This window comes from Pseudomonas sp. AMR01, from assembly GCF_041946035.1.
Classification (GTDB): domain Bacteria; phylum Pseudomonadota; class Gammaproteobacteria; order Pseudomonadales; family Pseudomonadaceae; genus Aquipseudomonas; species Aquipseudomonas antarctica_B.
The window spans coordinates 1-13,698 of record NZ_JAUTYR010000030.1 but is presented as its reverse complement, the minus strand read 5'-3'; the positions used below and the strand labels follow the sequence as shown (position 1 = coordinate 13,698).

Here is a 13,698-nt window from a genome sequence, read left to right as displayed (position 1 = left end):
CCTGAACCGGTTGGAATGATTCAAGGTGTTGCAGCGGCCATGCCAGCCTGAGAATCATTGTCGTAAAGCCGCGCAACTGTCGCGCGCGGGATGGTTTGGCGTTTGAAAATTTTCAGGATTGCACCAGTTGAGTGCGGCGGTGCCCCAGCCGACGCTATCGCGGGCAACCCCGGCTCCCACATTCAATACACGCCAGCCCAGACACCTCAGTCAACTGTGGGAGCCGCGCTTGCCCGCGATGAGGCCCTCCACGCCCCTGTAAATCCCCCTGTAAACCCCGCATAAACCCACTCTTTACGCCGTCTTTACGCCCGGCGCATACCCTCGCTCTCGTTCCTTTACACCACTCCTGCCGACAATTGGCCCACACGCGGCAATCGCCGCAATTCGGAGAGACTTCCATGAGCGTTCTGGACGGGGTGTCACTGCTATTGGCCGTGGCGCTGTTCATTTATCTGCTGGTTGCGCTGTTACGCGCGGATCGGAACTAGGAGCAGGCTATGCACAGTTATGACTATTGGCTGATCATCGCCTTCTTTGCCGTGGTGCTGGTGCCGGCACCCTTTCTGGGGCGGTTCTACTACAAGGTGATGGAAGGCCAGCGCACATGGCTCACGCCGCTGCTTGGCCCCGTTGAGCGTGCGTGCTATCGCCTTTCGGGCGTGGACGAGCATCAGGAACAAAGCTGGCAGAAATACGCGCTGGCACTGCTGGCGTTCAACCTTGCCGGTTTTGTGTTGTTGTTCGCGGTGCTGCTGTTCCAGGAATACCTCCCACTGAACCCACAGAAATTGCCCGGTCAGGAATGGACCCTGGCGTTCAACACGGCGGTCAGTTTCATGACCAACACTAACTGGCAGAACTACAGCGGTGAAGCGTCCCTGAGCTACCTCAGCCAGATGGCCGGCCTTACCGTGCAGAACTTTGTCAGCGCGGCCACCGGCCTGGCAGTCCTGGTCGCTTTTTGCCGTGGGATCGGTCGTAAATCCACCAAGACGCTGGGTAACTTCTGGGTCGACATGACCCGTGCCACTCTCTACGGCTTGCTGCCGATGTGCCTGGTGTTTGCGCTGTTTCTGGTGTGGCAGGGCGTGCCACAAACATTCGCTCATTACGTGAGCGCGGTAACCCTGCAGGGCGTTGATCAGGTGATCCCACTGGGCCCCGCGGCCAGCCAGATTGCGATCAAGCAATTGGGCACCAACGGCGGCGGCTTCTTCGGCGTCAACTCGGCGCATCCATTTGAAGACCCGACGGCGTGGGCCAACCTGTTCGAACTGAGCGCGATCATCCTGATCCCCGTCGCGCTGGTGTTCACCTTTGGTCATTACGTGAAAGACCTGCGTCAGAGCCGCGCCATCCTGGGTTGCATGCTGGCCTTGTTCCTGATCGGCGGCGCGACTTCTCTGTGGGCCGAATACCAGCCCAATCCGACTCTGAACAACCCGGCCGTCGAGCAAACCGCGCCGCTGGAAGGTAAGGAAGCGCGCTTCGGCACCACGGGCACCGTGTTGTGGTCGGTGGCCACCACGGCGGCGTCCAACGGTTCGGTCAACGGCATGCAGGACAGCCTTAACCCTCTGAGCGGCATGGTGGCACTGGTTAACATGATGGTCGGCGAAGTGATCTTCGGCGGCGTCGGCGCCGGTATGTACGGCATGTTGCTCAACGTGTTGATCGCCGTGTTCCTTGCCGGGCTGATGATCGGCCGCACGCCGGAATACCTGGGTAAAAAGCTCCAGGCCAAGGAAGTGCAGTTGCTCGTGGTGACCTTGCTGGTAATGCCGATTGCCACCTTGGTGCTGGGCGCCATCGCGGCCAGCTTGCCAGGCCCGGCAGGCGCCATCAGTAACCCTGGCCCTCACGGCTTCAGCCAGTTGCTGTACGCCTACACCTCGGCCAGCGCCAACAACGGCTCGGCGTTCGGCGGCTTCAGTGCCAATACCCCGTTCCACAACCTGATGCTGAGCCTGAGCATGTTGCTCGGTCGCTTCGGCTACATCCTCCCGGTACTGGCCCTGGCTGGCAGCCTGGCGATGAAGAAGACCGCACCGATCGGTCAGAACAGCTTCCCGACCCATGGCCCGCTGTTCGTGACCCTGTTGACCGTGACCATTTTGCTGGTGGGCGGCCTGACCTTCCTGCCAACACTGGCACTGGGCCCAATTGCTGAACACCTGAGTATGGGCTTCTAAGGGGATATGAAAATGAATATGCCTGCAAAAAATGCGGCCCCTGTAACCACCCAGGAGCCTGCCAAAACCGCCATCTCCGCCCTGTGGCGCCCGGCGCTGGTCCAGGCGTTCGTCAAGCTGGACCCGCGTCAACTGCAACGCTCGCCGGTGATGCTGGTGGTTGAACTGACCGCCATCCTCACCACCGTGCTGTGCTTTGTCCCCGACACTTCGGTGCCGACTTTTGTCGCCGTGCAAATCGCCGTGTGGCTGTGGTTCACCGTGCTGTTCGCCAACTTCGCCGAAGCCTTGGCCGAAGGTCGTGGCAAGGCCCGCGCCGACAGCCTCAAGGCGGGCAGCGAAGGCTTGAGTGCACGTCGCAAGGAAGCCGACGGCACTTTCAAGGTTGTGCCGGCTGCCAGCCTGCGCAAAGGTGATGTGGTACGCGTCGCCTCCGGGGAGATGATCCCGGGCGATGGCGAAGTCATCGAGGGCATCGCGGCCGTCAACGAAGCGGCGATTACTGGCGAATCCGCACCGGTGATCCGCGAGTCCGGCGGCGACCGTTCGGCCGTCACCGGCAACACCCGCCTGGTCTCGGACTGGCTGCTGATCCGCATCACCGTCAACCCCGGCGAATCCACGCTGGACCGCATGATCGCGTTAGTGGAAGGCGCCAAACGCCAGAAAACCCCCAACGAAGTCGCGCTGGATATCTTGCTGATCGGCCTGACCCTGATCTTTCTGCTGGTGGTAGTCACCCTGCAGCCGTTCGCCCACTTCGCCAATGGCAGCCTGCCGCTGGTGTTCCTGGTCGCACTGCTGGTGACGCTGATTCCTACAACCATTGGCGGTTTGTTGTCGGCCATCGGTATCGCCGGTATGGACCGCCTGGTGCGCCTCAACGTGATCGCCAAATCCGGTCGCGCCGTGGAAGCAGCAGGCGACGTGCACGTGTTGCTGCTGGACAAGACCGGCACTATCACCTTCGGTAATCGTCGCTGCGCGGCAGTGATTGCGGCGCCGGGCGTCAGCGGTCGTGACTTGGCCGAAGGCGCGTTGCTGGCGTCCCTGGCGGACGATACGGCCGAAGGTAAATCCATCGTTGAATACCTGCGCGCGCTGCACCCGCAGGCCGAGCCGACGCTGGACCAGCTGACTTCCGTGCCCTTCAGTGCCGAAACCCGCTTGTCCGGTGTCGACTATCAGAGCCGCGTGTTCCGTAAAGGCGCCGTGGATTCACTGCTGGCGTTCATCGGTCAAAAACGCAGTGACCTGCAACCGGCTCTGTCGCGTGAAATCGACAAGATCGCCCAGAGCGGCGGCACGCCCTTGCTGGTGTGCGCTGATGGCAAATTGCTCGGTGCGATTCACCTCAAGGACGTGGTCAAGCCCGGCATCCGCGAGCGCTTCGCCGAGCTGCGCAAACTGGGCATCCGTACCGTCATGGTGACCGGCGACAACCCACTGACCGCCGCTGCGATTGCTGCCGAAGCGGGCGTGGATGACGTGCTGGCCGAAGCCACCCCGGAGAAAAAACTCGCACGCATTCGTCACGAACAGAACGACGGTCGCCTGGTGGCGATGTGCGGCGACGGCGCCAACGACGCCCCGGCGCTGGCCCAGGCTGACGTCGGCATGGCGATGAACGACGGCACTCAAGCCGCTCGCGAAGCGGCCAACATGGTCGACCTTGACAGTGACCCGACCAAGCTGCTGGACGTGGTGCAGATCGGTAAAGAGTTGCTGGTGACCCGAGGCGCGCTGACCACGTTCTCCATCGCCAACGACGTGGCCAAGTACTTCGCGATCCTGCCGGCGCTGTTCGCCTCGATCTACCCGCAACTTGGTGTGCTCAACGTGATGCACCTGCAGAGCCCGCAGAGCGCGATTCTCTCGGCCATCGTGTTCAACGCCCTGATCATCGTGGTGCTGATTCCCCTGGCGCTGCGAGGTGTGCGCGTGCAGGCCGCCAGTGCGGCAGCGTTGCTGCGTCGCAACCTGCTGATCTACGGCCTGGGCGGGATTGTGGTGCCGTTCGTGGGCATCAAGGCGATCGACATGCTGCTGACCGCGCTGCACCTGGTTTGACCCGATCCCTGTGGGCCCTGATCAACCGGGCCCACAGGTTGCAATGACCGAATTGAGGAATTTGAAATGTCCAACATGATCCGCCCGGCCTTGAGCCTGCTGGTACTCATGACCCTGATCACCGGCGTTGCCTACCCGCTGGTGGTGACCGGCGTGGCGCAAATCGCCTTCCCGGACCAGGCCAACGGCAGCCTGGTGCGCGATGCCAGCGGCAAAGTGCGTGGCTCCAGCCTGATCGCCCAGGATTTTACCGGTGACAGCTGGTTCCACCCGCGCCCATCGGCCGGTGCGTTTGCGACGGTTTCCAGCAGTGCGAGTAACTTAAGCCCAAGTAACCCTGCGTTGGCGACGCGGGTGTTTGATGACGCCAGCAAACAGCTGGTCCCAAGCCAGGGCCCGGTGCCTTTGGCGTCGCTGACTACCTCCGGCAGCGGACTTGATCCACACTTGCCACCGCAGGCGGTTGCCTATCAACTGGCGCGTGTCGCGGCGGCGCGGAATGTGCCGGTGTCTACACTGCAGCGTCTGCTGGATGCGCACATCGAAAGCCCGCTGGTGGGGCCGCCGGTGGTGAACGTATTGGCATTGAACATGGCCCTGGAAAAACTGTAACCCCTGTGGGAGCGGGCTTGCTCGCGAAAGCGGTGTATCAGAAACAAATGTGTTGCCTGATATACCGCTTTCGCGAGCAAGCCCGCTCCCACATTGGATCTTCAGTGGGCCTACTACCTGAACACCTGAAGGAACCGTAAAGCATGAGCGACTCCGGCCGCGCCGATGCCCTGTTAGCCGAACTGCCACGGGACGGCCGTGGCCGGCTCAAAGTCTTCCTCGGCGCCGCGCCGGGCGTGGGCAAGACCTACGCCATGCTCCAGGCCGCCCATACCCAGCTGCGCCAGGGCGTCAAGTTGATCGCCGGCGTAGTCGAAACCCACGGTCGCGCTGAAACCGAAGCCTTGCTCAGTGGCCTGCCGCAGCAACCCTTGCTGCGCAGTGAATACCGCGGCGTGATGCTCGAAGAAATGGACCTCGACGGCCTGCTCGCCGCCAAGCCCAAGCTGGTGCTGGTCGATGAACTGGCCCACAGCAACGCGCCCGGCAGCCGCCATGAAAAGCGCTGGCAAGACATTCAGGAACTGCTCGCCGCCGGCATCAATGTGTTCACCACGGTCAACGTCCAGCACCTTGAAAGTCTCAATGACCAGGTGCGCGGCATTACCGGCGTGCACGTGCGCGAAACCCTGCCGGATTGGGTGCTGCAGGAGGCCGACGAACTGCTGCTGATCGACCTGCCTTCCCGCGAGCTGCTGGAGCGCCTGCGCGACGGCAAGGTCTATGTGCCGGAGCAGGCCCGCGCCGCCATTGATGCATTTTTCACCCAGACCAACCTCATGGCGCTGCGCGAACTGGCGATGCAGACCGCCGCTGCCCACGTCGACGACGACCTGGCACAGGGTTATCGCCAACTTGGCCAAGCCGCGCCAGCGGTGCGCGGCCGTTTGCTGGTGGGCGTGGACGGCGATGCGCAAGCCGAGCGCCTGGTGCGTCACGCCAGCCGTGTGGCTCAGCGTCGGCATTTGCCGTGGAGCCTGGTGCATATCGATAACGGCCGCGCGCGCGATGAGCAATCGCGCCTGCGCCTGCAAAACGCCCAGCAACTTGCCGAACGATTGGGCGGGGAAGTGGTGTTGCTGCGCGCCGGGGAGGTGGCGAAGACGCTGATCCAGCATGCCGCCGAACGCCGCGCCAGCCTGCTGCTTGTGGGGCAGTCGCGCATGCGCCTGCGCCGTCGACTGTTCGGCGGCGGCTTGGCGGCGCGCTTGTTGCGTAATGCACGCGGGTTGGAAATCAACGTCCTCGACAGCGACGAAATTCCTGCGCCGCCACGCTTGCCGGATGTGCGCGGGCTGGTGTGGTTCGACTACGCACTCGCGGTACTGGCGACAGTGGTGGCTGCCGCCGTGGCCTGGGCGGTGTCCAGCGTATTGCCGCTGCCGAATATCTCGCTGGTGTTCCTCGCCGCCGTTTTGCTGGTGGCCGTACGCAGCAGCCTGGGGCCATCGCTGGCGTGTGCGGCACTGTCGTTTCTGACCTACGACTTCTTGTTTATTCCTCCAAACTTCTCCTTTGCGATTCAGCGTGAAGAGGATGTCTTGACCCTGTTGTTCTTCCTGCTGATGGCGGCGCTGACGGGCAACCTTGCCGCGCGCCAACGCCGGCAGCTACAGGCGTTGCGCGATACCCAGGAAGAAACCAGCGAGCTGCTCGACCTGTCGCGCAAACTCACTGCCGCCACCGACCGCCAGGCCGTGATCAGCGCGGCCGCCCATCATCTGGAAGGCTGGAGCGACTTGGACTTGTGCCTGGTCAATCGCGACAGCGGCGGAGAATTGAAGGTCGAAACCGGCGGCCCGCTGACGTTTACCGAAGCCGAACGCGCCGCCGCCGACTGGGCCTGGCAGCACGATCAACCGGCCGGCATGGGCACCGGCACCTTGCCGCTCGGGCGCTGGTGGTGGTGGCCGCTGTCGGGTGAGGAAGGCCCGCTGGGTTTGCTTGGCGTCAGCCCCAAGCCGGGTTTGGAACTGAGTGGTCAACGCCGTCGTTTGCTCACCGCCCTCAGCCAGCCGCTCGCCCAAGCCCTGGCCCGGGCACAACTGGGGCAAGAGCTGGAGTCCGCACGACTGCACGGCGAAACCGAGCAACTGCGCAGTGCCTTGCTCGCCTCGGTGTCCCATGATTTGCGCACACCGCTGACCTCCATGCGCGGCAGCATCGACAGCCTGCTGGCGCTCGGCGAAGCGATTCCGCTGGAGGATCGCCGCGAGTTGCTCGAAGGCACCCGCGATGAAGCCGAGCGCCTGGACCGCTATATCCAGAACCTGCTGGACATGACGCGTCTCGGCCACGGCGCCCTCAAGCTGGCGCGGGATTGGGTCTCGCCGGGCGATATCGTCGGCAGTGCCCTGGGCCGCTTGCGCGCGGTGCTGGCGCCGTTGCAAGTGACCACTGATGTGCCGCCCGAATTGCCGTTGCTGTATGTGCACGCGGCGTTGATCGAGCAAGCGCTGGTCAATGTGCTGGAAAACGCTGCACGGTTTTCACCGCCTCAAGGTCGCTTGCAGTTAAGCGCCGGCGTGGCGGATGATCAGCTGTTTTTCGCCGTCGCCGACGAAGGGCCAGGGATTCCCGAAGACGAGCGCGCGAAGATTTTCGATATGTTCTACACCGCCGCCCGTGGCGATCGGGGCGGGCAGGGCACCGGCCTCGGGCTGGCGATTTGTCAGGGCATGGTCGGCGCTCATGGCGGGCGAATCAGTGTCGCCGACGGCATCGATGGGCGCGGCACCTGCATCACGTTGTTCCTGCCGTTGCCGACTCAGCCTGGCCTGGAACGCGAGCCTTGAGCTACCCTCTTTTCTCCTCGGATTTTGATTGGACACCATGAGCCAGACCGCGACGATTTTGGTCATTGATGACGAACCGCAGATCCGCAAATTCTTGCGCATCAGCCTGGCCTCCCAGGGCTACAAGGTGATTGAGGCCGGTACTGGCAACGAAGGCCTGGCCCAAGCGGCATTGAGCAAACCGGATTTGCTGGTGCTCGACCTCGGCCTGCCCGATATGGATGGTCAGCAAGTGCTGCGCGAATTTCGCGAATGGTCGACCGTGCCGGTGTTGGTGCTGTCGGTGCGCGCCAGTGAAGTACAAAAAGTCGAAGCCCTCGACGGCGGCGCCAATGACTATGTGACCAAACCGTTTGGTATCCAGGAATTTCTCGCCCGCGTGCGCGCATTGCTGCGCCAGGCGCCAGCGGGGGAAGCGCAGGAAGCCGCGTTACGGTTTGGCCCGTTGACGGTGGACCTGGCCTATCGGCGGGTGTTGCTGGACGGGGCTGAAGTGGCGCTCACCCGTAAGGAGTACGCGGTGCTGGCACAATTGGCGCGGCATCCGGGGCGGGTGATCACTCAGCAGCAATTGCTCAAGGATATCTGGGGGCCGACTCACACCGAGGACAGTCACTATCTGCGGATTGTGGTGGGGCACTTGCGCCAGAAGCTGGCGGATGATCCGACTCAGCCACGGTTTATCGTGACCGAGGCGGGAGTGGGGTATCGGTTGTTGAGCGTCTAGATTTTTGGCGACTGGGCCGACGCCATCGCAGGCAAGCCAGCTCCCACATTTGAAGGTGTTCACAATTCAAACTGTGGGAGCTGGCTTGCCTGCGATGAGGCCTTCAGCAATATCCATAACTTCAGCGCTGCTCACTCTCATAACGGTCCAACGTGTCACTGGCAATTTCCCGCCCCAAAGCGATCAACTCCGGCGCCTTGTAAAACTCAAAAAACCGGCACACCCGCTTCGGAACGTTGATCAGCACGTCTGGCGGGTAGCCAGCGATCTTGTACTGCGCCAATGACGTCTGCATCACCTCGAAACTCTGGTTGATCAAGTCCAGCAGTGACGCCGGCCCCACGTTGTCGATGATGAACGAGCCGGTCGCCGATTTCGGTGCCCCGGGCTTTTCGGGGGCTGCGGCGGGTTGCTGGGATTCCGGCGCGGCTGATTCGAGCCACGGGTTGATGTGTGCCGCGTGGGCCTGCAAGGCCTCTTGCTCCAGCTTCATTAACTGCTCAGCTTGCTTGCGGCGAAACGGCAGGTGCGAGCCCAATGATTTCGCCAGGCTGTTGAAGCGGCTCTTGAACGCTGGCGGGCGCTGGATCACCGGCAATTGATAGTGGTTCTGGTTGGTGGCGTTGAGGTTGACCGCGATGATCAAGTCGCAATGGCTCGACACTACCGGCACGATGGGCAGCGGGTTAAGCAGGCCGCCGTCGACCAGCATGCGGTTGCCTTGCATCACTGGCGTGAACAGGCTGGGAATTGCGGCCGAAGCGCGCATGGCCTGATGCAGGCAGCCTTCCTGGAACCATATTTCCTGCTGATTGGTAAGGTCGGTGGCCACTGCGGTGTAGGGAATGCGCAGCTCTTCGATATTGATCTCGCCCACGATCTTGCGGATTTGCCCGAAGACCTTCTCGCCGCGAATCGCCCCCAGGCGAAAGCTCACGTCTACCAGGCGCAACACGTCCAGGTAGTCGAGGCTTTCAATCCAGTTGCGGTACTCGTCAAGCTTGCCGGCGGCGTAGATCCCGCCCACCACCGCGCCCATGGAGCAGCCTGCGATACAGGCAATGTCATAACCGCGCCGTTCGATTTCCTCGATCACGCCGATATGGGCGTAACCCCGCGCTCCGCCCGAGCCCAGCACCAAGGCAACACGTTTACTCATAGTCAATGTCCTTCCCAAGGCAGGTGCCCACAATGCACCCATAAAGGGGGGCGCTTCAATCTTCGCCGAGGCCATAATATTTTTCGAGGATAGCCAGTGTGCTCGGGTATGCTCTGGCTATTGGCGCTTTAGATTTGAGGCTGAGTGACAAGGCACTTTTCTTTGTAGGCAACGTCTACTCCGTACGACTGTTTTTCTTTTTTTGAGGTGTCATCGATGAAAGCCTGGATGTGTGTGCCTGTGATCGTGTTGGCCCTGGCCGGTTGTGCCGGGAAGACCGCGTACCGCGACAGCTGTGGCACGCAACTGGATGCCGCCTGGCACGAACTCGACCTGGCCAAGGCCGAAGGTTTTGCCGGCACCGTGAGTTACTCCAAGGCCCTGTCCCTATTGACCGGTGCCAAGACCCAGCAGCAATTCGAAGCGTTTGAAGGCTGTTCCAACAAGGCCGAAAAAGCGCGGTTTTACATTCGCGAGTCACGCGCCGGGCGTTAATTATCGCGTAGCAGCGTGTAGGGTTTTTCAACGTCAGGGGAGAAAGGGATGTCAGCTTTGGTCGATCAGTTAGTCGCTCAGGTCATTGGCCTGGAAGTAGGGATACTGAGCTGCCAGGCTCGCCTCGCCGCCGTCACCGACGATGAAGCGTTGCACGACCTGCGCACCACCGTGCGACGCCTGCGCAGTTTGCTGCGCCCCTTGCGCGGGCTGCCGGGTGTCGAGCAACTTGAATTGGCCGCCAGCACGGTCGGCCAGTTGACCACACCTTTGCGCGACCGTGAGGTGCTGGCGGCGTACCTGCACCAACACGGCTATCACGAGGCTGCCGACAGCCGGCTGCGCCTGCAACCCGTGGCTTATCGCCAAGTGGCGCAAAGCGCGGAAGTGGTGCATCTGCTGCTCATCCTCGATGCCTTCCCGCGTTTCATTCGCGCCTCTCAGCACCAGAAATTGTTGAAGGGCATGCGTTCGCGCATCGAGAAACGCCTGGCCAAGCAATGGCAGAAGCTCGATGAAGCGCTCCAAGACCCGAGCCACGATCGCCACCGCCTGCGCTTGCTGATCAAGCGCGTGCGGTACGCCGCCGAGGCGTATCCCGAACTCGACAAACTTTCCGATGATGCCTTGTCGCACCTGAAAAAGGCCCAGGGCGCCTTGGGCGATTGGCATGACTGCTGGCAGTGGCTGGCTCAAGCCGAGCACCAGGCAGATTTGCAACCTTGTGTCGCGGTATGGCATCGCACCATGGCAGACGCCGAAGGGCAGGCGGATAGAGTGCTGGAAAAGCTTGCCAAGCATTGTTTCTAAAACGGTCCGGCTTTTGGCCGGAATGGGCGCTGTACCTTGCCCGTCCAATGGTTAAGCTCCCGGCAACTGTTTTCTTGATGTGAGGTTGCCATGCGCTTCTGTGATTTGCTCGACGCCGCCCGTAGCAACCCGCTGGATGTCACTATCCCCTCCGAATGGGCTCAGGGTCGCGCAACCTTCGGTGGACTGGTGGCCGCGCTGCAATACGAAGCCTTGCGTGCTCACGTGCCGCAAGGTCGGCCCTTGCGCTCGCTGGCAGTCACTTTTGTAGGCCCGGTTACTCCGGATGTACCTGCCAGTTACCAGGTAGAGGTGCTGCGCGAAGGCAAAGCCGTCAGCCAGTTGCTTGGCCGTGTAGTGCAAATCGGTGAAGTCGCGACACTGGTGCAGGCCAGTTTTGGCGCGTCCCGTGAGTCAGAAATTGAAGTCGCCAGCGAAGCGCCGCCGACGTTCAAACACTGGGATGAGTGCCAGGAGTTACCCTACATCAAGGGCGTCACGCCTGAATTCATGAAACACGTGGCGATGCGCTGGAGCGTCGGCGGGCTGCCGTTCACCGGCAACAAGTCCCGCGACATGGGCGGCTGGGTTCGGTTGCGTGGCGATGTGAAAGAAGAACCGCTGACCGAGGCGCATATCCTTGCACTCGTCGACGCCTGGCCCCCGGCTTTGCTGCCACACCTGAAAAAGCCTGCTCCGGGCAGCACACTGACGTGGACCATCGAATTCATTCAACCGCTGCAAAACCTGACCACCCTCGACTGGTGCCAGTACTACGTCAATATCGAACACGCCCGCGACGGCTACGGCCACGCCGCCGCTGCACTCTGGAGCCCGACCGGCGAACTGATCGCCATCAGCCGCCAGACCGTCGTGGTCTTCGCCTGACGCTTAGCGTCGATGGCGCTGGCTCGAGGATTGGCGTAGACCACTGCTCACTGCATTGGGCGCAAAGATCACCAACTGCTAGACCACCAGACGCTGCACAGCATTTTTGCGATCACTAGACGGCTCACTGGCTTGTGCTTCCAGGCGTTGGCCCTGACGCTTGAGTGCCGCGCCAGCAAAGATACCGACGATGCCTACGGCGACACTCGCCAGGCTCAAGCTGAACACACCGGAGATAATCAACAGAAACCCGATGATGAACAGCGGCACTGCGATCAACTGCAGCGCGAGGTTAGTCGGGTGCTGGTGGTTGTGTGGGTAGTTGCGCCATTGCCAGGCGGGGTGATTGGGGTGACGTTTGCCCATGATGGTTAATCCTCTGTCCGTTGAAAGTCTATGGGCAGAGTTTAGGTGTGAGGGGGTGGGGCGGCGAATTGAGGTTGGCTATGGGGGTCATAGAAGCGAATACCTGAAATCTGGAAAGGCCTTCTCCGCTGGAGTTAATGTTAGGTACTCTCGACCGCGCTAACTATGAATGTAGTCGTACACTCCTTCTTTGTCGATTCTTCTGATTTTTAAATTAGCGATTGCGTTATCTAATATTTTTTTTTGATTGGACTGGCATATAAGCTGAGCAACACCGTGCGTTTCAGTATCGTAAAATCTAAAGGTTAGTCTTTCGCTGTCTTTAAGTATTAATTTGAAATCGTCGGTCGTGGATAGGTAGTTTAAATGACTTAGTCTCTGCCATAATTGCTCTGGTTGGTCGTCTTCTTTTAGCATTAAAGTCGCCGATCTAAGGTAGTCAGTGAGTTTGGCAGGATCTATGTGCTTAGGGTCACGGTTTAAATGTTCAATGCCAGAATATACCAAGGTTTTTTCATTTTTTTTGAATATGTCTTTAGGCCCAAGATTTTTCGAAAAACGCTTTAAGGTAAGATACTCTTGGGTCTTGCTGTATTGAGGGGAGCCGGTGGAGTACCACGTTACTATTACTGGCCAACCATAGGTCAACGAAGAAGCAAGTTCGCGCCATGTTTTCCATACGCTTTCAAAATCTTGGTTTAGCAGCGATATTGTGACGTATTCTTGCTCTTTTTCAGGATTCAACTGATCCCATGGGTTTATGCCGACTTCTTGTATGAATACTGTGTCCATTACTCATCTCTTAAAGTAGGTGTGAGAGTCATCGCCGATGACTAACGGAACTTTTATACGCTCAATATTTTTGGTTTCAGTATTAAAGTGAGGGGCGTGATTGCCTTTTTTGTGACCTAGGGAATGCTCATGAATTTTAACAGTTCTATCTTGTAGTTCAAATACATAGACTCTTCCTTGAATGTAGCGATCTTGGTCTGTAATCGGTTCTCGGTAGACACGTTTCGGATGCTGAGTCTTAGGAACCCCTCCAATTAATTTTGCCCTTTTGAATGCACTGGTCCTTGATAGCTCGCTTTCTGCACCTTTGGGCGCCTCTACCTCTCCTTCATTGGCTCGGGCATTGGCCGTGGGGTCTTCAGCGCGGCTCGCGGGTTTACAGCCATTTCCACCAGGACATGTGTTTAGGCCCAGCGGATCTACCCAACCCGTGGGGTTGGGTACGTATTGGTATGCGTTGATCCCACCCGCAAGCTTCACCGGGTCTGGCGTCAGGTAGCGACCAATATCCGGATTGTAGTACCGATGGCGGTTGTAGTGCAGGCCGCTTTCCGGGTCGAAGTATTGGCCCTGAAAGCGCAGCGGGTTGTCGATTTCGCCTACGTCCAGCCGACTGATTTTGCCGTATGCCTTGTAATGCGCGGACCAGACGATTTCGCCGTTGGGATCGGTGAGTTCCTGCGGGGTGCCGAGGTGGTCGAGTTGGTAGTGGTAGGGCTTGGTTTCTTTTGGGCCAAAGCCTTCCAGCATTGCCAGCGGGCGAAAGCTGTCGGGTTCGTAGATGAAGCT

12 protein-coding genes and 1 pseudogene are annotated in these 13,698 nt (G+C 60.2%); 9 read left to right on the top strand and 4 right to left on the bottom strand.

What is annotated here, in order from left to right; genetic code table 11:
- The first annotated feature begins 401 nt into the window (after positions 1–401).
- The 6 genes from kdpF (at position 402) to Q7C20_RS21065 (ending at position 8,399) form a co-directional block, all read left to right on the top strand.
- Positions 402–491, top strand: coding sequence for a K(+)-transporting ATPase subunit F (gene kdpF, locus Q7C20_RS21090; protein ID WP_003218754.1), 90 nt, complete (start codon positions 402–404; stop codon positions 489–491).
- Between the two features lie 9 nt (positions 492–500).
- A complete protein-coding gene (gene kdpA / locus Q7C20_RS21085; protein WP_375069952.1) occupies positions 501–2,195 on the top strand; it encodes a potassium-transporting ATPase subunit KdpA in 1,695 nt (564 codons plus the stop codon).
- Positions 2,196–2,207: 12 nt separating this feature from the next.
- Positions 2,208–4,265: a potassium-transporting ATPase subunit KdpB gene (kdpB, locus tag Q7C20_RS21080; RefSeq protein WP_375069950.1), complete on the top strand. Its 2,058-nt coding sequence runs from the start codon at positions 2,208–2,210 to the stop codon at positions 4,263–4,265.
- A gap of 66 nt (positions 4,266–4,331) precedes the next feature.
- Positions 4,332–4,877, top strand: coding sequence for a potassium-transporting ATPase subunit KdpC (kdpC, locus tag Q7C20_RS21075; RefSeq protein ID WP_348056320.1), 546 nt, complete (start codon positions 4,332–4,334; stop codon positions 4,875–4,877).
- Between the two features lie 143 nt (positions 4,878–5,020).
- On the top strand, positions 5,021–7,672 hold the full coding sequence (locus Q7C20_RS21070; protein WP_375069947.1) for a DUF4118 domain-containing protein: 2,652 nt from the start codon (positions 5,021–5,023) through the stop codon (positions 7,670–7,672).
- A 37-nt stretch (positions 7,673–7,709) separates the two neighbouring features.
- Positions 7,710–8,399, top strand: a complete 690-nt coding sequence (locus Q7C20_RS21065; protein WP_348056324.1) for a response regulator — start codon at positions 7,710–7,712, stop codon at positions 8,397–8,399.
- A 121-nt stretch (positions 8,400–8,520) separates the two neighbouring features.
- Here Q7C20_RS21065 and Q7C20_RS21060 read toward each other — a convergent pair whose 3' ends face one another.
- The gene (locus Q7C20_RS21060; RefSeq protein WP_375069945.1) at positions 8,521–9,558 is read right to left on the bottom strand and encodes a patatin-like phospholipase family protein; all 1,038 of its coding nucleotides are present in this window, start codon (positions 9,556–9,558) and stop codon (positions 8,521–8,523) included.
- A gap of 216 nt (positions 9,559–9,774) precedes the next feature.
- On the opposite strand from Q7C20_RS21060, the gene Q7C20_RS21055 reads away from it, so the two are divergent.
- From Q7C20_RS21055 to Q7C20_RS21045, 3 genes are all read left to right on the top strand, one after another.
- Positions 9,775–10,053, top strand: a complete 279-nt coding sequence (locus tag Q7C20_RS21055; protein WP_010176194.1) for a hypothetical protein — start codon at positions 9,775–9,777, stop codon at positions 10,051–10,053.
- A gap of 48 nt (positions 10,054–10,101) precedes the next feature.
- Entirely contained in the window at positions 10,102–10,863 is a 762-nt protein-coding gene (locus tag Q7C20_RS21050; protein ID WP_375069943.1) for a CHAD domain-containing protein, read from the top strand.
- Between the two features lie 90 nt (positions 10,864–10,953).
- Entirely contained in the window at positions 10,954–11,751 is a 798-nt protein-coding gene (locus tag Q7C20_RS21045) for an acyl-CoA thioesterase (protein WP_375069941.1), read from the top strand.
- Positions 11,752–11,754: 3 nt separating this feature from the next.
- Here Q7C20_RS21045 and Q7C20_RS21040 read toward each other — a convergent pair.
- The 3 genes and pseudogenes from Q7C20_RS21040 to Q7C20_RS21030 form a co-directional block, all read right to left on the bottom strand.
- A pseudogene (locus tag Q7C20_RS21040) lies at positions 11,755–12,117 on the bottom strand (terminase).
- A 159-nt stretch (positions 12,118–12,276) separates the two neighbouring features.
- Positions 12,277–12,909, bottom strand: coding sequence for a hypothetical protein (locus tag Q7C20_RS21035; protein WP_375069939.1), 633 nt, complete (start codon positions 12,907–12,909; stop codon positions 12,277–12,279).
- Positions 12,910–12,912: 3 nt separating this feature from the next.
- Positions 12,913–13,698 (bottom strand): RHS repeat-associated core domain-containing protein (locus Q7C20_RS21030; protein ID WP_375069937.1); only part of this gene is annotated, 786 nt, incomplete at its 5' end.